Origin of the sequence: Amycolatopsis acidicola, from assembly GCF_007713735.2 — a bacterium.
Lineage (GTDB): Bacteria > Actinomycetota > Actinomycetes > Mycobacteriales > Pseudonocardiaceae > Amycolatopsis_E > Amycolatopsis_E acidicola.
The window spans coordinates 1-19,154 of the sequence record NZ_VMNW02000047.1 but is presented as its reverse complement, the minus strand read 5'-3'; the positions used below and the strand labels follow the sequence as shown (position 1 = coordinate 19,154).

The 19,154-nt window shown below is 70.8% G+C and carries 20 protein-coding genes; 8 read left to right on the top strand and 12 right to left on the bottom strand.

Annotated features, from left to right (window positions below):
• Window positions 1–76 precede the first annotated feature (76 nt).
• The 8 genes from FPZ12_RS26920 to FPZ12_RS26890 all read right to left on the bottom strand — a co-directional run bounded on the left by FPZ12_RS26920 (window position 77) and on the right by FPZ12_RS26890 (window position 10,021).
• Window positions 77–2,671, bottom strand: a complete 2,595-nt coding sequence (locus tag FPZ12_RS26920; RefSeq protein ID WP_144757999.1) for an oxidoreductase — start codon at window positions 2,669–2,671, stop codon at window positions 77–79.
• Between the two features lie 79 nt (window positions 2,672–2,750).
• Complete coding sequence (locus FPZ12_RS46085; RefSeq protein ID WP_243770045.1) at window positions 2,751–3,893, bottom strand: M20 family metallopeptidase; 1,143 nt, start codon at window positions 3,891–3,893, stop codon at window positions 2,751–2,753.
• A complete protein-coding gene (locus FPZ12_RS46080) occupies window positions 3,890–4,888 on the bottom strand; it encodes a ketopantoate reductase family protein (protein WP_208026020.1) in 999 nt (332 codons plus the stop codon). Before FPZ12_RS46080 ends, FPZ12_RS46085 begins: the two co-directional genes overlap by 4 nt.
• Window positions 4,885–5,673, bottom strand: a complete 789-nt coding sequence (locus tag FPZ12_RS26910; protein WP_144758000.1) for an SDR family NAD(P)-dependent oxidoreductase — start codon at window positions 5,671–5,673, stop codon at window positions 4,885–4,887. The genes FPZ12_RS46080 and FPZ12_RS26910 overlap by 4 nt, the downstream gene beginning before the upstream one ends.
• Window positions 5,673–6,959, bottom strand: coding sequence for an MFS transporter (locus FPZ12_RS26905; RefSeq protein ID WP_144758001.1), 1,287 nt, complete (start codon window positions 6,957–6,959; stop codon window positions 5,673–5,675). The genes FPZ12_RS26910 and FPZ12_RS26905 overlap by 1 nt, the downstream gene beginning before the upstream one ends.
• Window positions 6,956–7,846: a polysaccharide deacetylase family protein gene (locus FPZ12_RS26900; RefSeq protein WP_144758002.1), complete on the bottom strand. Its 891-nt coding sequence runs from the start codon at window positions 7,844–7,846 to the stop codon at window positions 6,956–6,958. The genes FPZ12_RS26905 and FPZ12_RS26900 overlap by 4 nt, the downstream gene beginning before the upstream one ends.
• On the bottom strand, window positions 7,843–8,850 hold the full coding sequence (locus FPZ12_RS26895; protein WP_144758003.1) for an Lrp/AsnC family transcriptional regulator: 1,008 nt from the start codon (window positions 8,848–8,850) through the stop codon (window positions 7,843–7,845). The genes FPZ12_RS26900 and FPZ12_RS26895 overlap by 4 nt, the downstream gene beginning before the upstream one ends.
• A gap of 49 nt (window positions 8,851–8,899) precedes the next feature.
• Window positions 8,900–10,021, bottom strand: coding sequence for an FAD-dependent oxidoreductase (locus FPZ12_RS26890; RefSeq protein WP_144758004.1), 1,122 nt, complete (start codon window positions 10,019–10,021; stop codon window positions 8,900–8,902).
• 98 nt (window positions 10,022–10,119) lie between these two features.
• Here FPZ12_RS26890 and FPZ12_RS26885 point away from each other — a divergent pair, with 98 nt between their 5' ends.
• Entirely contained in the window at window positions 10,120–10,581 is a 462-nt protein-coding gene (locus tag FPZ12_RS26885) for a MarR family winged helix-turn-helix transcriptional regulator (protein WP_144758005.1), read from the top strand.
• Between the two features lie 37 nt (window positions 10,582–10,618).
• On the opposite strand, the gene FPZ12_RS26880 is transcribed toward FPZ12_RS26885, so the two are convergent.
• A complete protein-coding gene (locus FPZ12_RS26880) occupies window positions 10,619–11,221 on the bottom strand; it encodes a TetR/AcrR family transcriptional regulator (protein WP_144758006.1) in 603 nt (200 codons plus the stop codon).
• A gap of 84 nt (window positions 11,222–11,305) precedes the next feature.
• On the opposite strand from FPZ12_RS26880, the gene FPZ12_RS26875 reads away from it, so the two are divergent.
• From FPZ12_RS26875 to FPZ12_RS26865, 3 genes are read left to right on the top strand one after another with little or no spacing between them, the layout of a single operon-like run.
• Window positions 11,306–12,631 (top strand): flavin-containing monooxygenase, encoded by a 1,326-nt coding sequence (locus FPZ12_RS26875; protein WP_144758007.1) that lies wholly within the window; start codon window positions 11,306–11,308, stop codon window positions 12,629–12,631.
• Window positions 12,628–13,713 (top strand): serine hydrolase domain-containing protein, encoded by a 1,086-nt coding sequence (locus FPZ12_RS26870; RefSeq protein ID WP_144758008.1) that lies wholly within the window; start codon window positions 12,628–12,630, stop codon window positions 13,711–13,713. The genes FPZ12_RS26875 and FPZ12_RS26870 overlap by 4 nt, the downstream gene beginning before the upstream one ends.
• 31 nt (window positions 13,714–13,744) lie before the next feature.
• Entirely contained in the window at window positions 13,745–14,602 is an 858-nt protein-coding gene (locus tag FPZ12_RS26865) for an alpha/beta fold hydrolase (RefSeq protein WP_144758009.1), read from the top strand.
• On the opposite strand, the gene FPZ12_RS26860 is transcribed toward FPZ12_RS26865, so the two are convergent.
• Window positions 14,599–15,081 carry a MarR family winged helix-turn-helix transcriptional regulator gene (locus FPZ12_RS26860; protein WP_144758010.1) on the bottom strand — a complete coding sequence of 161 codons (483 nt, stop codon included), beginning with the start codon at window positions 15,079–15,081 and terminating at the stop codon, window positions 14,599–14,601. The two genes, FPZ12_RS26865 and FPZ12_RS26860, sit on opposite strands and share 4 nt — an antisense overlap.
• Before the next feature lie 111 nt (window positions 15,082–15,192).
• On the opposite strand from FPZ12_RS26860, the gene FPZ12_RS26855 reads away from it, so the two are divergent.
• Window positions 15,193–16,119 (top strand): NADP-dependent oxidoreductase, encoded by a 927-nt coding sequence (locus FPZ12_RS26855; protein ID WP_144758011.1) that lies wholly within the window; start codon window positions 15,193–15,195, stop codon window positions 16,117–16,119.
• A gap of 19 nt (window positions 16,120–16,138) precedes the next feature.
• Here FPZ12_RS26855 and FPZ12_RS26850 read toward each other — a convergent pair whose 3' ends face one another.
• Window positions 16,139–16,345, bottom strand: a complete 207-nt coding sequence (locus FPZ12_RS26850) for a hypothetical protein (protein ID WP_144758012.1) — start codon at window positions 16,343–16,345, stop codon at window positions 16,139–16,141.
• 97 nt (window positions 16,346–16,442) lie between these two features.
• On the opposite strand from FPZ12_RS26850, the gene FPZ12_RS26845 reads away from it, so the two are divergent.
• Window positions 16,443–17,108 carry a TetR/AcrR family transcriptional regulator gene (locus tag FPZ12_RS26845; protein ID WP_144758013.1) on the top strand — a complete coding sequence of 222 codons (666 nt, stop codon included), beginning with the start codon at window positions 16,443–16,445 and terminating at the stop codon, window positions 17,106–17,108.
• Between the two features lie 8 nt (window positions 17,109–17,116).
• Here FPZ12_RS26845 and FPZ12_RS26840 read toward each other — a convergent pair whose 3' ends face one another.
• Window positions 17,117–18,190, bottom strand: a complete 1,074-nt coding sequence (locus FPZ12_RS26840; RefSeq protein WP_144758014.1) for an alkene reductase — start codon at window positions 18,188–18,190, stop codon at window positions 17,117–17,119.
• 105 nt (window positions 18,191–18,295) lie between these two features.
• Here FPZ12_RS26840 and FPZ12_RS26835 point away from each other — a divergent pair, with 105 nt between their 5' ends.
• Both FPZ12_RS26835 and FPZ12_RS26830 read left to right on the top strand, forming a co-directional pair.
• Entirely contained in the window at window positions 18,296–18,670 is a 375-nt protein-coding gene (locus FPZ12_RS26835) for a MerR family transcriptional regulator (RefSeq protein WP_144758015.1), read from the top strand.
• A 19-nt stretch (window positions 18,671–18,689) separates the two neighbouring features.
• Window positions 18,690–19,055 (top strand): VOC family protein, encoded by a 366-nt coding sequence (locus FPZ12_RS26830; protein WP_144758016.1) that lies wholly within the window; start codon window positions 18,690–18,692, stop codon window positions 19,053–19,055.
• Window positions 19,056–19,154 lie beyond the last annotated feature (99 nt).

Below are 19,154 nucleotides of genomic sequence, written 5' to 3'. Positions count from 1 at the left end.
GGGGTCCACACAGCGCGGCCACGCGCGTCCGTTGCTGCCCCAACGCAACCACGCACCCAACGCAACCCAGCCCCCCTCAAGACAAGGGCTCATCCTCCTGCAGCGAAACCACAGCGGTAGCCAGCGCCTCGAGCGCCTGCCGCGGTTTGCTCTGGATCTCCGGGAAGCGTTCGAAGGCCGCGATTTCCAGCTGCGACAGCGTCCGCGACAGCACCACCGGCCCGTGTTCGCCGGGGTACTTCACGAGCATGATCGACCCGGCGCGGACGCAGGCCTGCGGAACTTCCTGAAGCGAGGCCAGCAGCCTGCCCACGGCCTCGGCCGAGCGGACGTCCACTTCGGCCTGCTGGCGGTCGAGGGTCGCCACCTCCAGCGCCCGCTCGACCTTGACCAGCCGGGTGGTCAGCTCCTCCGAAGTGACCGCCTTCCGGACGCCCGCCTTCGCACGCCGCCACCACGAACCGCGCTCCAGCTCTTCCCATTCCGGGCGCTCGTAACCGAGTAGCGCGGCGAGATCGTCCAAAGCGGACAGTACGCCGCGCGCGGCCACGAAGTCCTCGGTGTCGAGGTAGGCATCGACATCCGCGGCGCCTTCGAGGATCTCGTCCGGCTCTTCCTCTTCGCGGACCGGCGGCCGTTCGAGGAGTGGACGGTCGGCATGCGCGACCGGCCGCGGCGCGAGACTCCCGGCGAAACGGCGGCCGGTGGCCGTCAGCACGGACGACACGAACGCCAGCCCGAGCACGGAACCCAGGCCCAGCAAGGTAAACCGCACCGCCGCGGGCGGCACGAACGCGGCCGCGAGGAACAGCGCCACGAGCACCACGGCCCAGCCGAACGCACGGCCGGGCCGGTAGCCGTAGCCGGTCATCGCGCGCTGCGCCCAACTCCACAGCCGCACACCGAAGCTCACCCACGAATTGAGCGACAGCTCGCGGTAACGCCGGGACTGCTTCGCGAACAGCACCAGACCGGCTTCCCGTTCGAGGCCCTCGCGGGACAGCACCCCGGCCAGCTGGTCGTAGGATTCGGGCCAGTAGCCGGTCGGATTCGTGCCCAGGCGGTGGATCCGCTCCCGGATCCGGCTCCGGTCGTGCAGGTCTTCGTCCGGCAGGGTCTCGTACCGGAAGTCCTCCAGCGCGACGCCCCGGGGGTTGGCCCACAGCACCGGGCTGTCGACGAACGCGCGGCATTGAGCGCCCCGGAGCAGGGTCCGCCCTTCCGCCGTGGCCCCGAACACGAGCCGCATCTCGTCCGCGCGCACGCCGCGCGCGTCGAGCACGACCTCGTGCCGGGACAGGGAACCGAGCTCGGCCCCGTCGAACTCGACGCGTCCCGCGACCGAGGCTTGCGACACGTCGACCCCGCCGTCGGCGCGGAACGGGTGGTAGGCATCGGCGGCGCACCGGACGTCACCGCCCACGCGCGCGCCGCTGAGGTCCACGGAAAAGCTTGTCCTGCCACGGAATTCCGGGTCGGACACGGCGGTGCCGCGCAGATCCACGGAACCGGCGACGGTCGTCGCGGGAAACCGCAGGCTGCCCTGCACGGTCGCGTCCCGCAGGACCAGGTTCCCGCCGATCGACGCCCGCCGCGCCGAAACCGCGTCCCGGCCCGGGTGGGTCAAAGCCACCCGGGACAGCTCGACATCGCCCCGCGCCACCACGGCCGTCATCCGCAGTTCGCCGGACGGGACCCGCAGCGACGTCGCGTCGAGGCGGCCGATCTCCGCGCCGTCCAACCGGATCGCACAGTCGTGGGACGGCTCGACGCTGCCCCGCGGGAACTCCACGAGGGCGCCCGCGAACCGGACCGAGCCACCGACGCGGGCGTCCGCCAGGCGCACGGTGCCGGTGACCTCCGACCCGTCCGACACCTCGAAGTCACCGTCGACCTGGATCCGGTCCGCCGTCAGCGCGGGCCAAGGGTCCACATCCGGGCTGGCGGGATTCCAGGGGCCGTCCGCGATCGCTGCCCGCTGCGGGCTCGCCAGCACAGCGGAGTGGAGGAGCACGTCACCGCCCACCTTCGCGCCGGACAGCGCGAGTATCCCGCGTGTGGTGAACCGTTCGCGGCCAGGACCCGAGCCGGACGTCCCGCCCAGCAGACTGCCCCCGACCCGTAACGCCGTGCCTTCCAGCGCGAATCCACCCGGATTCACCAGCTGTGCGCCGGAAAAGTCCGCGTCTCCCTCGATCCGCGCGCCGCGTAGCCGGAGTTCATGGTTGAGCCGCAGCCGCCGTGCGAACAACGCACCGCCGATCCGGATCCGGTCCGCCCGGACCACACCGCGCTCGACCCGGGTGGCATCGAGCCAGACCGAGCCCTCCACCGCCGCGTCGCGGAGATCCACCTCCTCCACTTCGCACCGGCTCAAGCGGAGATCGCCACGAACGCGCAGGTTGCTCGCCCGCAAGCCGGGCAGGTAGCACCTGTGGAACTCGAGCCCGGGCAGCCGCGCGCCCCGCACATCCGGCGGAAGCTCGAACCGGCACCGCTCGAACCTCACCGCCACGGCGGGCTGGATCGTGCGCAGGTCCAGGACGCCCTCGACAAGGACGTCTTCGATGGTCTCGCCCGCGGCGATCCGGGCCGCCAGCTCGGGCGCCGTCCGCACGTATCCTGGCGTCCCGGCCAGCTCCGGACTGATCTCCCCCGGCCCGTCGGCCATCGGCGACTCCTTCCCCCAGCACCGGCGCGTGTGCCCATGATGACACCCCGCGTCCGGCCGGCGGAAACACCCGCCCTCGTCAGCAGAACGAGTGGAACACCGCCGCCGCGAGGGCCGTCCGCTCCAGCATTCCGGCGATGCTGATGTGCTCGTGCCGCGCGTGGGCACCGTCGCCGACAGCGCCGAAGCCGTCGAGTACCGGGAAACCCAGCGCTGCCACGAAGTTCCCGTCGCTGGCTCCGCCGACGGAGCATTCCTCCAGCGTGACGCCGAGCCGCTCGGCGAGGCCACGGGCGCGCTCGTAAAGCTCACCGATCGCGGGCGAACGCTCCATCACCGGCCGGTTCCACCCGCCCTCGACGGTGACCTTCGCGCGCGGGTCACGAGCCCTGATGTCCGCGATCGCCGCGTCGATGCGGGCCGCTTCTTCCGCTGTGCGCACCCGCACGTCGACCTCGCCCCAGGCCGAGCCGGCGATCACGTTCTGGCGCGTGCCGCCCGCGACCACGCCGACGTTGACCGTCGTCCCCGCGTCCACATCGGTGAGCCCGTGCAGCGCCAGCACCGTGCGCGCCAGCTCGTCGACCGCGCTCGCGCCCTTCGCGTAGTCCAGCCCGGCGTGCGATTCGACGCCGGTCGCCTCGATCCGGAACAGGCCGACGCCCTTGCGCGCCGTCTTCACCGCCCCGTCCGCGCTCGCCTCGAACACCAGCGTCGCGCGCGTGCCGGCCGCCGCTTCCTCGATCACCGGCCGGGACGCGAGGCTGCCGATCTCCTCGTCCCCGTTCAGCACCAACCGCAACGCGGGCCTCGGCAGGCCCAGGTCCTCCAGCGCACGCAACGCCCACACGGCCTGCACCAGCCCGGACTTCATGTCGAACACGCCCGGCCCGGTCACCTTGTCACCGTCCACAGTGAACGGCCATTCCGCGAGAGTTCCCCTTGGCCACACGGTGTCGTAGTGGCACAGCACGAGCACCGGTTCGCCTTCGCCCGCGTAGTCGTAGACGCGGATGTCGCCGTGGACGCCGCCGTCGACATGGCGTACGGAAGTGGCCGCGCCGAGCCGTTCGTTCAGCCATCCGTCCAACCAGGACAGTCCGGCCGCGAGGCTTTCCTTGTCGTCACTGGGAGTTTCGATCCCCACGTAGGTACCGAGGTCGGCCAGCATCTCCTCACGCCGGATGCCGACCCAGTCGCGCAGGGCCCGGATGTCGCTCACAGGTTCTTCTCCAGTTCGACGAGGTGGTTCTCCGACATGGCCGCCGCGCCCGTTTCCACCGCGCGCAGCCTGTCCAGCATCGCACTCAGCAGCGGCACCGGGACGTTCCGCCCGGCGGCCTCGGCGAGCACGGGACGGTAGTGGTGGTGCACCTCGACCGGCCGGTGCCGCACCGCGATGTCGCGCCAGATCCCGCTGCGGTCCTTGGGCATCGTGCGCAGCCACGCGGTGAGCCGGTCGGTCGCCTGCTCGCGCCCCGGCGCCCCCGGCAGGTACGCGGCGGGGTCGAACTGGTCGAACGGCTCCAGCCGCCGCCCGCCCGCGACCGCGAACACCTCGGCGGTGATCGCGTGCATCAGCGGGCGGTGGCGGTCGATCAGGTCCGCCATCGGGGCGTCGGCGAGCGCCGTCGTGGTGAGCATCGCGCCGAAGCCGAGTTTCGACCACAGGTAGCCCTCGACGTTGTCGGTCGCCTTCGCCGGGCCCCACGACTGCAGGTCCGCCACCACTTCCTCGACCCGCGGGGTGATCCGCCCGTCCGGTTCGCCGACGACGAGGGCGCCCTGCCCGCCGTCGCGGATCACGCCCGGCTCGACGACGTCGGCGAAGAGGTTCACGAACGCGCCCACGGTCCGCTCCGCGCCGACCTTGTCGGCGATGAGCTTTTCGTTGAGCCCGTTCTGCATCGACACGACGAACCCGTCCGGCGCGAGCTTCGGCGCCAGCCAGGGAAGCAGCGCCTCCGTCGCCTGCGCCTTCACGGCCAGGAGCACACGCCCGAACCTGTCCGGCGCGGCATCGGGCGTTGTCGCCTGCACTGCCACGCTGGCCTCCCCGTCCGGTCCGCGCACCACCAGGCCGTGGGCGCGGATCGCCGCGACGTGGGCCTCGTCGGCGTCGACGATCTGCACGGAGTGTCCGGCGCGGGCGAGGTGGAACGCGAGCGTGCCCCCGATCGCGCCGCCGCCGACGACGGTGTACGCACGGCCTGTCATGAAGCAGCCCTTTCGGCCGGAGTTCCGTTCTGCACGTCCGTGTGCCCGGACCAATGCAGCGGCAGGGAAGGCGCGCCGGCCGTCGAACCGCCGTCGACGCGCAGCACGGCGCCGGTGATCCAGCCCGCCTGCTCACCGGCGAGCCAGAACGCGGCCTCCGCGATGTCCGCGGGCAAACCCCGGCGCCCCAAGGGATTCACCGAAACAGCCGCGGCGTAGTCCTCGGTGACCGGGTTCGCGGCACTGTCCACCGTGACGAAGCCGGGGCTGACGGCGTTCACGCGGACACCCCGCTCCCCCAGCTCGACCGCGCACGCCTTGGTCAGCATTTCCAGCGCCGCCTTGGAAGTCGCGTAATGCGAGGCACCGGGCCTCGCCCTGGTGGCCGCGCCCGAGGAAATGTTCACTACCGAACCCTGCCGCCCCTGCCGTCCAAACGCGACAGTGGTGAGCATCGCCGCGCGCACGTTGACGTCCTGCACCCTGTCCCACGCCTGCGCCGTCATCTCCAGCAGCGGCGTCGCCGGGTAGATCCCGGCCGCGTTGACCAGCACGTCGAGCGGGCCCGCCTGAGCGACCAGCCCTTCGGCGAACGACGCGTCGGCGAGGTCGCCCGGGATTTCGGCGACCCCCACGCCGTACTCGGCGCGCAAGGCCGCCGCCGTGCCCGCGAGTTCGCCGGCGCGGTAGTCCGACAGCGTCAGCCTGTCCCCCGCCGCGGCGAACCGCCCCGCGATCGCGGCCGCGATTCCCCCGGCCGCGCCGGTCACCAGCACGTGGCGCACTAGAGCTCCTTCCCCTTCGTTTCGGGCATCGTGAGGTAGACGGCGACCCCGATCAGCGCGGCGATCGCGACGTACGCCCACACCAGGTTCCCGAGGTGCCGCGCGTTCATCCACGTCGTCACGTACGGCGCCGTGCCGCCGAAGATCGCCACGGCCAGCGCGTACGGCAGCCCGATGCCGGTGGTGCGGACCTCGGGCGGGAACTGCTCGGCCATGATCACCGCGCAGTTCGCGGAGTAGCCGACGATGAACACCAGCCCGATGATCTCGATGACCAGCACCGACCAGAAACTGTTGCCCAGGAAGTGGAACGCGGGCCAGGCGAAGATCAGGAACCCGGCCGCGAAGGCCGTCATCGTCGGCTTGCGGCCGATCCGGTCGGACAGCAGCCCGCCGAACGGCAGCAGCACCAGGAACACCACCATCGCGATGGTGTTGGCCAGCAACGCTTCGCTGAGCGGGATGCCGGTGGCCAGGTGCGCGTAGGTCGGCATGTAGGTGACCCACACGTAGTAGATCAGCGTGCCCGCGATGGTCACGCCCGCCACGCGCAGCGCGGCGCCGGGGTGATCGCGGAACATCGCGACCAGCGGGTTCCGCTTCGGGCCGCGCTCGATCGACGTGAACGCCTCGGTTTCGTGCACCGAACGCCGGAGCCACAGCCCGACCAGGCCGAGCAGCCCGGCGACCCCGAACGCGAGCCGCCAGCCCCAGCCGTGCAGCGCCGCGTCGTCCAAAGTGGAGTTCAGGATGGTACCGAGCAGCGAGGCGATCAGGGCGCCCGCGCCGACCGAAACCTGCTGCCACGAACCGGCGAAGGCCCGGCGGCCGCGCGCGGCGGATTCGATGAGGAACGCCGACGAGGAACCGAATTCGCCGCCCGCCGAGAACCCCTGCACGAGCCGCGCGAGGAGCAGCACGATCGGCGCCAGCACGCCGATCCGCCCGTACGTCGGGCACACCGCGATGACCAGCGAGGCGCCGGCCATCAGCGAGATCGTGAGCGTGAGCCCCTTCTTCCTGCCGCGCCGGTCGCTGTACGCGCCGAGCACCGCGCCGCCGATGGGGCGCATGACGAACCCGACCGCGAACACGGCCAAAGTGGACAGCAGCGCCGCGGTTTCGTTGCCCTTGGCGAAGAACTGGCCCGCGAACACGGGCGCGAACGTGGCGTAGACCGCCCAGTCGACCCATTCGACGGTGTTGCCGATCGCGCCGGCGACGATGGCCTTGCGCTGGTCGGGGCGGAGCCGGTGGGCGGCCACCGGGACGGCTTCGGTGGTCATGGCGCCTCCTGGAGGACGTGGTCGACGATCTGGGCGTGCGTGGCGAACCAGACGCCTTCGTGGCCCGCGATGTGCTCGAGCAGCTCGGTCAGCACGGCGATCCGCGAACGGTGGCCGATGATGTGCGGGTGCATGGTGAGCTGGAAAATGCCGCCCTCGACGTACGCGGCGTCGAACTCGTCGCGCCAGATACCGAGCACACCGCGCGGCGGGGTGTAGGGCCGCAGCGACGCGAACCTGTCCATCATGAAATACGGGGCGTCGTCACCGATCCACTCGACGGGCAGCTCGACCACGCCGGTGGGCTCACCGTCGGCGAGCAGCTCGTAGCAGTCGTCGTCGGCCATCAGCGAGGAGTCGTAGCGCAGGCCCAGCTCCCGCGTGATCCGCAGCGTGTGCGCGGAGAAATCCCACGACGGCGTGCGGATCCCCACCGGGCGGACCCCGGCGAGGCGCTCCAGCGTGTCGGCCGCGCGCAGCGCAAGCTCACGCTCGTTTTCCGCGGGCAGCCGGGTGTTGCGCTCGTGGATCCAGCCGTGCAGCGCGACTTCGTGCCCGGCGTCCACATAGGACTTGACCTCGCCGTGGTGCAGCAGCGCGGAAACGGCGGGCATGAAGAATGACGCGGGTGCCTCATACCGGGCGAGGAGGCGCAGGATGCGCGGCACACCGACCCGCGCGCCGTACTCGCCCTGCGCGAGTTTGCCGGGCAGCACCTCGCCGTCGCGCAGCGCCGGCGTCTCGTGGTCGGAGTCGAAAGAGAGTGCCACGGCCACTTTCGCGCCACCGGGCCACGACGCCGGCCGTAGCGGGCGGCCCGCCCGGACGCGGTCGACGTGCCCGCGCCACGTCGGCTCGTCCCACTGCCACGGTTCCTGCTCGCTCACGCGTCCTCCAGTTCCTGCCGGGCCGCCGGGGTCGGGACCCAGGCGCGTTTGAGGGTGTCCACCTGCAGCGTCACCTCCGCGTCCCGCAGCCCGGGCAGCGCACCGACCACGTCGGTGGTGTGCCGGTACAGCTCGCCGTAGTGCCGCAGCACGATCTGGCCGACGAGGTTGAACCGGCCGGTGGTGGCGGAGAGGTACTTCGTGCCGGGATGACTCGCCAGCCGCTGGCCCGCATTGTCCAATTCGGACGGAAGGACGGAGAGCCACAGCATGAACTCCAGCGCGTACCCGAACAGCGCGAGTTCGGCGAGGGTACGGAACCGCAGGCAGCCGCGGCGCACGAGCGAATCCACCCGGCGTGCCACGGTGGTTTCGCTCGAACCGACCTGGCGGGAGACCTCCTTGAACGACATCCGGCCGTCCTCGCCGAGCGCCGCGCTGATCGCCAGGTCCAGCTCGTCGAGCTTCTCCGGCGGGCTTTCCCAGTGCTGTTCCTCGAACGGGCGCGCGTCGGCGCCGCGCAGCTCGGCCGTCGCCGTGCGCTCCAGTTCGCCGGAATCCCAGTCATGGTTGGAGATGAACGTGCGCATCACCGTGAAGCTTTCGGACTCCGTCAGCCCCTTCGCGCCCGGCAGCTCGTCCAGCCGCGCCACGTCCTGATACGACGGCAGCACGAACTCGGCCACGCAGTCGGCGCTGCCCGCGAGCACGCTCGCGTAGCGCGTGTCGGGGCGGGCCGCGATGGCGCGCGCGACCTCGCCCGCGGTGCCCGGCGCGCACCGGAACCGCACGACGACGGGCACGCCGAGCCCGCAGCGGAGCACGTCGAGCACGCCGATGACGCGCACCTGCCCCGACTCGGTCAGCTGCCCGACGCGGCGGAGCACCGTGGACTCGCTCGTACCGACGTGCCGCGCTATCGCACCCCAGGAGGCGCGGCCGTTGAGCTGGAGCGCGGCGGCAATCCGCCGGTCCAGGTCCGCCCCTCTGACGTCATCCTGCATGGCCTGATTGTTGATGCAGGATTCCTGCGCGTCAAGCGTCAGCAGTGAATTAATCCACCAGAAACACGGGTGACTCGAGATGGAAGCGCTCGGCGAAGCGGGCGGTGAACAGGTCACGCCCTTTTCGCTCGATGACGGTCTCCCGGTCAACTACGCGGGCCGTGCCGCCGGGCGCGGCGAGCTGCCCGGCCCCACCGGTCGTGCCGAGCGGCAGGAGGATGCGCCGTTCGGTCGCGGAGGTGTAGACCGCGTCCGGGCTGCGGCCTTCGAGCCGCGCCCGGAGATTTTCGACGACGACCCCGGCCTGCGTCTGCGCCCAGGTGGCCATCTTCGGGTCCGCAAGGTCGACGATGTCCCCGAGCGCGTACACGTTCTCGTGGCCGGCGACGTTGAGGCTGTCGGTCACCGGGACCAGTCCGGACGAGGGCAGGTCGACCAGCCGCCCGTCCGCGAGACAGCCGGTGTTGACCCGGGATCCGAAGCTGCGGAACCAGATGTCGGCACCGATCTCCTCGCCGCCTTCGGTCTCGACGGCGAACGCGCCGGACTGTCCTTCGGGGACAGGAGGGAGACTCGTCAAGCCAGCGCCGAGCCGCAGCTCGATGTCCAGTTCGCTGAGCTGCCGCCGCACCTCCTGGCCGACTTCGGGCAGGAAGCCCCGCAGGATCTCGTCGTTCTTCTCGACGACGGTCACCCGCTTACCCGGCCAGACCTCGCGGATCTCTCCGGCGAGTTCGAGGCCGACGGGGCCGGCGCCGAGGATGAGCACGCGATCGGCGAGGCCGAGCTGGTCATGGGTTTCACGCAGATCGCTCAGCGCCGCATCCACAGTGGAATCCATCCGGCGGGGCCGGGCCGGGTACGCGTAGCTGGAGCCGGTCGCGAGGACGACGAAGTCCGCGTCCACGCGCCCTCCCCCACCGAGCGTCACGCCGGTCGCGTCCACTGACACAGCCCGATCCCGCACCACACGACCGCGCCGCAACAGGGTCTCGTAAGGGAAGAACGCATTGTGCGCCCAGTCCGGCCGAGTCAGCGCGCGCAACGAGGCCGCGACGTTGACGAAAGCCTCCCGCGGATCCACCAGAACCACGTCGGCGACCGGATCGAGGGCCTCCGCCACCAGCGTTCCGCCGTAGCCGCCCCCGACGACCACTACCCCACCAGGCATTCCCCGCTCCGATCACCGTCCGTGCCATCAGGAGTTGACGCGTCAACTCTACGGCGCGTGGAGTTGATGCGTCAACTCCACGCGGCTAGCATTCCGTCATGGCCGACACGCTCAGCGCCGAAGAGTGGGAATTCTGGGACGCCTGGATGCGCGCGCAGCGCCTGCTCACCCGGGAACTCGACCGCAGCCTGCAAGACCACTGCGGCATCTCGAAGGCCGAGTTCAGCGTGCTGGTGACCCTGTCGAGGGCGCCCGGCCACGAGATGCGCGTCGGCGAGCTCACCGAGTCGCTCGACTGGGAGAAAAGCCGCGTCTCGCACATGCTCACCCGCATGGAAAACCGCGGCTTCGTGGCGCGGACGGAGTTCGGCGCCACGGGCCGGCGCACCGCGGTCGGCCTGACCACCAAAGGCAGCCGGGCCGCGCGGAGCGCCATCCGCCACCACGCGGGCAACATCCGCCGTTACGTCCTCGACCCGATCACGCCGGAGCAGACCGCGACCATCCGGGCCTGGAGCGAGCAGCTGATCAACCGCATCGACCCAAACGGCGACGGCTAGCTGCGCACAGCCACGCAGAACACTTGGGAAACACTCCCTAGCCGCGCTCTTCCGGCGGGAGCAGCGCCGGGAACCAGATGTCGCTGAGTACCTCGGCCGCTTCGTCGGCGGAGGAGTCGATCGTGCCCTGGACGGCCCAGCGGGTGAAGAACCGTTCGAGCTGGCTGACCAGCAGCTCGATCCGCAGATGCGCCTCGTCGCGGCGGTGCGCGCCCCAGCGCTTCAGGTAGTGCGGCATCGCCGCGGGAAGCTCCGCGACCGCGCGTTTGGCGACATCCTTGAACTCCGGCTCCAGCGCGAGCGCCTCGTCCCAGGCCGGGAGGATCTCCTGGTTCGCCTCGAACCACGCGACCGCCCGCCGCATCCACGCGGTGAACTCCTCGCGCGAACCGGAGTCCAGCACCGCGTCGAGATCCGCGTACACCGCGACCGCCCGCTGCGCCACGGTTTCCGCCCCGACCTTCTGCAGGATCTCCGGTTTGCCGGTGAAGTGCAGGTACACCGTGGCACGGCTGCATCCGGCCGCGGTGGCGATGTCGTCGATCGTGACGCCGGCGTACCCGCGCTCGACGAACAGGGCTCTCGCGCATTCCAGCAGGTCGAGGCGCGTCTGCTGTTTCTGGCGTTCCCGCAGGCTCATGACGGACAGCCTACTCACTGGACACACCGTCAGCGAACGTGCCACAGTGGCTCCCGGCACCGCAGCCCGCTCCAGGAGGCGCATGTGAGTTCACTGCCGAAGGTCTGCATCATCGGCGCCGGGTGTTCCGGGTTCACCACGGCGAAACGGCTGAAGGACCACGGAATCCCGTACGACTGCTTCGAGGAGTCGGACGACATCGGCGGAAACTGGTACTTCGGCAACCCGAACGGCCGCTCCGCCTGCTACGAGTCGCTGCACATCGACACCTCGACCACCCGGCTGCAGTTCGAGGAGTTCCCGGCCGCGCCGGACTGGCCGCATTTCCCGCACCATTCGCTGATCCACCGGTACTTCCGGGACTACGTCGAGCATTTCGGGCTGCGGGACTCGATCACCTTCACCACCCGGGTCGAGCACGCGGCCAGGAAACCCGACGGCAGCTGGCAAGTCTCACTGTCCACAGGGGAGAAGCGCGACTACGACGCGCTCGTGGTGGCGAACGGGCACCACTGGAACCCGCGCTGGCCCGAATATCCCGGCGAGTTCGCCGGAAAAATGCTGCACAGTCACGAATACCGCAGCCCGTTCGACCCGGTCGACATGCGCGGCAAGCGGATCGTGGTGGTGGGTCTGGGGAACTCGGCGCTGGACATCGCTTCCGAGCTGTCGCATCGCTCGATCGCCGAGCACGTCTGGGTTTCCGCGCGCCGCGGCGTGTGGGTGCTCTCGAAGTACCGCGGCGGCCAGCCCGCCGACAAGATGATGATGCCGCCGTGGATGCCCAAGAAGCTCGGGCTGGCGCTGTCCCGGCGCGCGATCAAGAAGATCCTCGGCAACATGGAGGACTACGGGCTGCCGAAACCGGACCACGAGCCGCTATCGGCGCATCCCTCGGTCAGCATCGACTTCCTCGCCAAGGCGGGTTCGGGCGATCTCACGTGCGTCCCGGAAATCGCGCGGCTGGACGGGGACGCGGTGGTGTGCACCGACGGGCGGCGCATCGAGGCCGACGTGATCGTGTGCGCCACCGGGTACCGGATGTCGTTCCCGTTCTTCGACGATCCGGAACTGCTGCCCGACGCCGAGCACCGATTGCCGTTGTTCAAGCGGATCGTGAAACCGGGGATCGGCAATCTGTATTACGCGGGCCTGGCGCAGGCTTCGCCGACGATCGTCAATCTCGCGGAGCAGCAGAGCAAACTCATCGCCCGGCATCTGGCCGGGAAGTACGAACTGCCGAGCGTGCCGGAAATGGAAGCGGCCATCAAGCGCGACGAAGAAAAGCATCTCGGCCAGTACTACAACGCGCCGCGGCACACGATTCAGGTGGATTTCGCGCGCTACGTCAAGGATCTGCGCAAGGAGATCGAGTCCGGCGGGAAACGGGCCGCGGCGGCGGTGCGGTGAGCGTCGCGCAGGGCTTCTGCGACGCGCGATTCTCGCCGGTCTGGGAACTGCTGGAAAGCAGGCTGGCGGACGGGCGCGAAGAGGGCGCGTCGGTGTGCGTGATCCGCGACGGCGCCACGGTGGTGGATCTGTGGGGTGGCTGGCCCCGGGACAGCCTGGTCACCACCTGGTCGCTGACCAAGACGATGGTCGCGCTGGTGGCGCTGGCCCTCATCGACCGCGGAGTGCTCGACCCGGACGCGCCGGTCGCGAAGTACTGGCCAGGGTTCCCCGGTGACGTGCTCGTACGGCACGTTCTCGGGCACACCTCCGGCCTCTGCGGCTGGGACGAAACCGTTGCGCTGGAAGACATCTACGACACCGAGCGAGCGGCGGCGCTGCTCGCCGCGCAACAGCCGTGGTGGCGGCCGGGCGACGGTTCCGGGTACCAGGCGGTCAGCCACGGGCACCTCGTCGGGGAGCTCGTGCGCCGGACCACCGGCCGTTCGCTGGGCACGGTGCTGCGCGAGGAGTTCGCCGGGCCCGCCGGAGCGGACTACTGGCTCGGCGCCCCCGAGGCCGTCGATTCCCGTGTCGTGCCTATGGTTCCGCCGTCCTCGGCCGGCCCGGTTCCGAGCGATCGCGTCGCCGTGCGCACGCTGACCAACCCGCTCATCCCGCCCTCGGTCACGACCACCCGCCCGTTCCTCGCCGCGGAGCTGGGTGGACTGAACGGGCAGGGCAACGCCCGATCAGTCGCGCGGCTGCAGTCGATCCTGTCGCACGAGGGCGCGCTCGGCGGTAAGCAATACCTTTCGCCGCAGGCGATCGAGCGCGTCTTCGAAGTCCAGTCCGATGGCGTGGACCGGGTGCTCGGCGCGCACGTGCGCTTCGGGCTCGGGTTCGCCTTGCCCAGCCCGGCTTTCCCGGCGATCCCGCGGGGCCGGGTCTGCTGGTGGACCGGGTTCGGCGGCTCGCTCGTGGTCAACGACCTCGACCGGCGGCTGACCTTCGCCTACGTGATGAACCGGATGGAGCCCGGCCTCGTCGGTGCCCCCAACGCGACGGCCTACGCGGAGGCGGTCTACTCCTGCGTCCGATGACTTTCCCGGCGCGGGCGGGTCAACACCGAGCATGACGACCACACACGTCCTCGAGACCGCCGACGTCGATCTCGCCTATGACGTCCGCGGGCCGCTGCCTGCCGCGGAACCCCCGCTCGTGATGATCGGCCAGCCGATGGGCGCCTCCGGCTTCACCGCGCTCGCCTCGTATTTCCCCGACCGCACGGTCGTCACCTACGACCCGCGCGGGATCGGCCGGACCGTCCGCAGGGACGGCCGCACGGACGCCGTGCCCGAGACGCAGGCCGCCGACGTGCACGCGCTGATCGAGGCGCTCGGCGCCGGGCCGGTGGACCTGTTCGCCAGCAGCGGCGGGGCGGTGACCGCGCTGGCACTGGTGGCCGCCTACCCCGACGACGTGCGCACGCTCGTCGCGCACGAGCCGCCGTTGATCACCGTGCTGCCCGACGCCGCGGCCGCCGAACGCGCCGCCGCCGGGTTCCGCGAGGCGTACCAGGCGCAGGGAGCCAACGCCGGGATGGCGGCGTTCATCGCGATGACGTCGTGGCCGGGCGAGTTCACCGACGAGTATTTCGCCCGCCCTGCACCGGATCCGGCCCAGTTCGGCATGCCCACCGAGGACGACGGCTCGCGCGACGACCCGTTGCTGTCGGACCGGGCCCTGGCTGTCACCGCCTACCGGCCGGACGTGGCGGCGCTGACCAAGGCCGGCACGCGAGTGGTGATCGGCGTGGGCGAGGAGACCGGGACCACGTTCACCGGACGCACCTCGGCGGCGATCGCGGAACTCCTCGGCCAGGAACCGGCCGTTTTCCCAGGCGGCCACGGCGGATTCGCCGCGGCGGAGGGCCCCTATCCGGGAGTCCCGGAGGCGTTCTCGCGGAAGCTGCGCGAGGTGCTCGGCTAGCGCCGTTTCCGGCCGGCCGCCGAGCGGGGCGGCTGCGCGCGCATGTGGTCGCGGACCCGGGTCATGATGTCGCCGAGGACGCGGACATCCTTGCCGGACAAGGGTTCGAACAGCTGGCCCCGGGTGACCTCGACGTGCCCGGGCAGCACCTTGGCCACCCGCTCGCGGCCGGCGTCGGTGATCTCGACGACGGTGGAACGCTGGTCGCCGGGGCCAGCCCCGCGAGTGACCAGCCCGGCCTTCTCCAGCAGCCCCGCCTGGTGCGTCAGGCCGCTGCGGCTGTAGACCACGCCGTCGGCCAGCTCGGTCATCGTCAGCGGGCCGTCCGCGCCGGCGAGCCGCATGAGCAGCTGGAACTGCACGTAGCTCAGCTCGCCCTCGGCACGCAGCTGCTGTTCGACCGCGTGGTGGAGCAGGCTCGCGGACTCCATCAGCACGAAGTACGCCCGCAGCTGCTCGGGCGCCAGATCATCGGCCATCAGACCAGTCTAAGTGCTTCGAACTTGAAGCACGCACCGAGCGCGCTTGCTTCGATGTCGAAGTAGTTCTACGCTGATGTTACTTCGACATCGAAGCAAACGGAGGAAGACATGAAGGCAGTGCGCTACCACGACTACGGCGGCAGCGAAGTCCTGAACCACGAAGAGGCCGCGCGCCCGGTGCCCGGCGCGGGCCAGGTGCTGGTGCGCGTCGCCGGCACCTCCTTCAACCCAATCGACGCGGCGATCCGCGGCGGGGCGATGCGGGAGGTCTTCCCGGTGGAGTTCCCGCACGTGCCGGGCCTCGACGTGGCCGGGACGGTGGCCGAACTGGGCCCCGGCGTCACGAACCGGGCGGTGGGCGACGCGGTGATCGCCTTCCTGCCGCCGGGCACGGACGGCGCCGCGGCGGAGTACGCGCTCGTCCCGGCCGAGGCGCTCGCGGACGCGCCTCGCACGGTCGACCTGGCCGACGCGGCGGCGCTGCCCGCCGTCGGGCTCACGGCATGGCAGTCCTTGTTCGAACTGGCGGAAGTCCAGGCGGGACAACGGGTTCTGATCAACGGCGCGGGTGGCGGCGTCGGCGGTTACGCCGTCCAACTCGCGAAGGGAGCCGGGGCCGTGGTGACCGCGACAGTGAGCGAGCGCGGCGCGGACCGGGTGCGCGGCTTCGGGGCCGACGAGATCATCGACTACCGCGCCACACCCGTCACGAAGATCGCGGGTTCCTTCGATGTGGTGGTGAACCTCGCGCCGACGTCCCCTGAGGACACCGCGGCCCTCGTGGACCTCGTGGCGGACGGGGGCGTGTTCGTCAGCTCGACGACGCCGGGCCCGGAACACCCCGGCCGGGAGGTGCGCGTGACCCACGTGTACGTCCGCCCGGAAGCGGAGCAGCTGGCCCGCCTAGCCGAACAGGTCGACGCCGGGAAGCTGCGGATCGACGTGGCTCAGCGACGGCCGCTGGCCGACCTCGCGGCCGTGCACGACGAAGCCGCGAGCGGCACGCTCGCGGGCAAGACCGTGCTGATTCCTTGATCCACAGTGGACGGTGCGCTCACTCCGCGGCGGGCGCACCCTCCCCCGAGCCGGTGTCGAACCAGCCGCTGTCCTGTCCGGACTCCCCGGTTTTCCCTTTCCCGGACACGGAAATCGTGGCCATCGCCTGCTCGTGCAGCTCCGCGATGGCCGTCAGGGCCTCCTGCGCCTGCTCGGCCAGCCACGCGTCCTGACCGGCTTCTTGCACGTCGTTTTCGGTTGCCATCCCGGTCCTCCCCTGACCCAGCGGATAACAGATACGGCAAGGTACCAGATACAAAGCCGTATCCCGTACTCCCCCGCGCGTGGGGTAATCTGGCCAGGTGACACCCGCGGCCGGTGACCGTCCCGATGGACGGGCAGCACGCTGGGCGGGCCAGCGGCAGCGCCGCCGCGAGGAGTTCGTGGAAGCAGCCATCCGGGCGATCGCGGAACACGGCCCGGAAGCCTCCACCGAGCACATCGCAGAGGCCGCCGGAGTCGCTCGCACCCGGCTGTACAAGCATTTCACGGACGCCACGGACCTGCGCCGGGCGGTCGCGGAGCGCGCCGTCCGGCAGGTGAACACCGAGCTGGCGGCGCTGCTGCACCTCGAGGGCACGCCGATGGAGATGATCACCGGCACCATCGGGATGCACACCGAATGGCTGTCCGAGCACCGCCACCTCTACCACTACCTCAGCCGGCACTCCCCGGCGGGCCGTGAGGGCATCGAGGACGTCAAGACCACCATCGCGCGGCGGCTGACCACCCTGTTCGAGTCCTATCTGGACGGTTTCGGGCTCGGCTCGCAGGCCGCCGAGCCGATCGCCTTCGGCCTGGTCGGGCTCGTCGAATCCAGTACCGCGCAATGGCTGGAGAACGACCGCGGCCTCGGCCACGCGCAGTTCACCGCGCTGCTCGCCCGCTGGGTCTGGGGAATCCTCGACGACACCCTGCGCCAGGGCGGGATCACGGTCGACCCGCACCGCCCGCTGCCCGCGCCCTGAAAGCGCTTTCAGGCGGTGTGCTGATAAGCCGGGTAGGTCAGGTAACCGCGGTCCCCGCCCTGATAGTAGGTGTCCTCCTCGACCGGGGCGAGCGGGAGCCCGGCGCGCAGCCGTTCCACCAGATCGGGATTGGCGAGGAACGCCCGGCCGAAGCTGATCAATTCGGCGCCGAGCCCGAGCCAGTGGTCGGCCTCGGCGCGGCCGGCCTGCTTGGGCCCCATGGGAAGGACGGGGTTCACGATCAGCGTGCCCGGCCACGCGCGCCGCAACCCGAGCAGCACCTCTTCGTCCGCGGTGGCTTCGAGATGGACGTACGCCAGCTCCAACCGCGACAGTTCGCTCAGCAGCGCGGCATAGAGCTCCGGCACGTCGGTTTCCTCGACGCCCCAGAAGGTTCCGCCCGGGGACAACCGGATCCCGGTGCGCTCGCCACCGACCGCCGCGACGGTCGCGGACACGGCCTCGACGGCGAACCGGATCCGGTGGGCGACCGGGCCGCCGTAGCGGTCGGTGCGCAGGTTCGCGTTCGACGAAAGGAACTGGGAGATCAGGTATCCGTTGGCGCCGTGCAGTTCCACGCCGTCGAATCCGGCGTCGACGGCGCGGCGGGCCGCGTCCGCGTAGGACTGAGCGTGGTCCGGCACTTCCGAGGTCTCCAGCGCACGCGGCACCGGGGTGGGCCGCGGCCCGGACGGGGTGAACACGTCGCCGACCGCGGGCACCGCGGACGGGCCGACCGGCTGGAAGCCGGTCGTGTCGGGATGGGACACGCGCCCGCCGTGCATGAGCTGCGCGAAGATCCGGCCGCCGTTGGCATGCACCGCCTCGGTCACCGGTCGCCAGGATTCCTGCTGCTCGGCCGTGTGCAGGCCGGGCGTGCCCGGGTTCGACTGGCCGACCAGGCTGGGCTGCACGCCTTCGGAGATGATCAGCCCGGCCGTCGCTCGCTGCGCGTAGTAGGTCGCCATCGACGGGGTCGCGAGCCCGCCCGCGGCCGCGCGCACGCGGGTCATCGGGGCCATCACCACGCGGTTGGGCAGGGTCAGGCCGCCGAGCCGGTGGCGGTCGAAAAGCGTTGTCACGTCAGGACTCCTTCGCGGTGTTCGGGGGTATGGGGCTACACTAAAACCTCACGTCGATGTCAGGGGCAAAGGTCTGTGCCGGGGCTCACAGGCGAGGAGGGGCGGATGCGGATCGGGGAACTTTCGGCGCGGGCCGGGGTGAGCGTGCGCGCGCTGCGGTACTACGAGGAGCAGCGGCTGCTCACCAGCACGCGCAGTGCCAGCGGTCAGCGGCACTACACCGAGGCGGAGGTCGAGCGCGTCCGGTTCATCCAGCGGATGTACGCGGCGGGGCTTTCCAGCCGCACGATCGCGGAGCTGCTGCCGTGCGTGGATTCGCCCAGCGAGCGCAATTCCGACGCCGCGCTCGAGCGGATGGCCGAGGAGCGCGAGAAACTCACCGCGCACATCGAAGACCTCATCCGCACGCGGGACGCGCTGGACCAGCTGATAGCCACCGCCAACGCGCACCGGGAAACGCTGCTGCGCCGGGCGGGCTGATCCGGCTACCGTGGGATTCGTGCTGCATCACGTGCAAGTCTCCTGTCCCCCGGGCGCCGAAGACCGGGTGCGCGAGTTCTACGCGGGCACGCTCGGCTGGGCCGAGCTGCCGAAACCGCCGATCCTCGCCGCGCGCGGCGGCTGCTGGTTCCGGGTGCCCGGCGTGGGCGGCCCGGACAGCGAACTGCACGTCGGGGTCGAGGAGGACTTCCGCCCCGCGCGCAAGGCACACCCCGCGTTCGTGGCCGACGTGGACGCCGTGGCCGAGGCACTCACGCGGGACGGGCATCCCGTGCACTGGGCCGACCCGGCGGAGATCCCTGGCAGGCGACGCTTCCACACCAGCGACTCGGTCGGCAACAGGCTGGAGTTTTTGGCGGGGTGATGAGTGGCGGTTGTGGTGCGGCGGGTTGCGTTTGGGGGAGCTGGTTGCGTTGCGGCAGCAACGGACGGCTGGGGATCGGGGCGGTGGAGGGGTGTGGGC

What these genes read in the sequence shown, in the direction of transcription:
- FPZ12_RS26855 (WP_144758011.1), top strand. Translation starts at nt 15,193, where the DNA reads ATGAAGGCAGTGCGCTACCACGACTACGGCGGCAGCGAAGTCCTGAAC.
- FPZ12_RS26865 (WP_144758009.1), top strand. Translation starts at nt 13,745, where the DNA reads ATGACGACCACACACGTCCTCGAGACCGCCGACGTCGATCTCGCCTAT.
- FPZ12_RS26905 (WP_144758001.1), bottom strand. Translation starts at nt 6,959, where the DNA reads ATGACCACCGAAGCCGTCCCGGTGGCCGCCCACCGGCTCCGCCCCGAC.
- FPZ12_RS26880 (WP_144758006.1), bottom strand. Translation starts at nt 11,221, where the DNA reads ATGAGCCTGCGGGAACGCCAGAAACAGCAGACGCGCCTCGACCTGCTG.
- FPZ12_RS26890 (WP_144758004.1), bottom strand. Translation starts at nt 10,021, where the DNA reads ATGCCTGGTGGGGTAGTGGTCGTCGGGGGCGGCTACGGCGGAACGCTG.
- FPZ12_RS26920 (WP_144757999.1), bottom strand. Translation starts at nt 2,671, where the DNA reads ATGGCCGACGGGCCGGGGGAGATCAGTCCGGAGCTGGCCGGGACGCCA.
- FPZ12_RS46080 (WP_208026020.1), bottom strand. Translation starts at nt 4,888, where the DNA reads ATGACAGGCCGTGCGTACACCGTCGTCGGCGGCGGCGCGATCGGGGGC.
- FPZ12_RS26885 (WP_144758005.1), top strand. Translation starts at nt 10,120, where the DNA reads ATGGCCGACACGCTCAGCGCCGAAGAGTGGGAATTCTGGGACGCCTGG.
- FPZ12_RS26895 (WP_144758003.1), bottom strand. Translation starts at nt 8,850, where the DNA reads ATGCAGGATGACGTCAGAGGGGCGGACCTGGACCGGCGGATTGCCGCC.
- FPZ12_RS26860 (WP_144758010.1), bottom strand. Translation starts at nt 15,081, where the DNA reads ATGGCCGATGATCTGGCGCCCGAGCAGCTGCGGGCGTACTTCGTGCTG.
- FPZ12_RS26850 (WP_144758012.1), bottom strand. Translation starts at nt 16,345, where the DNA reads ATGGCAACCGAAAACGACGTGCAAGAAGCCGGTCAGGACGCGTGGCTG.
- FPZ12_RS26835 (WP_144758015.1), top strand. Translation starts at nt 18,296, where the DNA reads ATGCGGATCGGGGAACTTTCGGCGCGGGCCGGGGTGAGCGTGCGCGCG.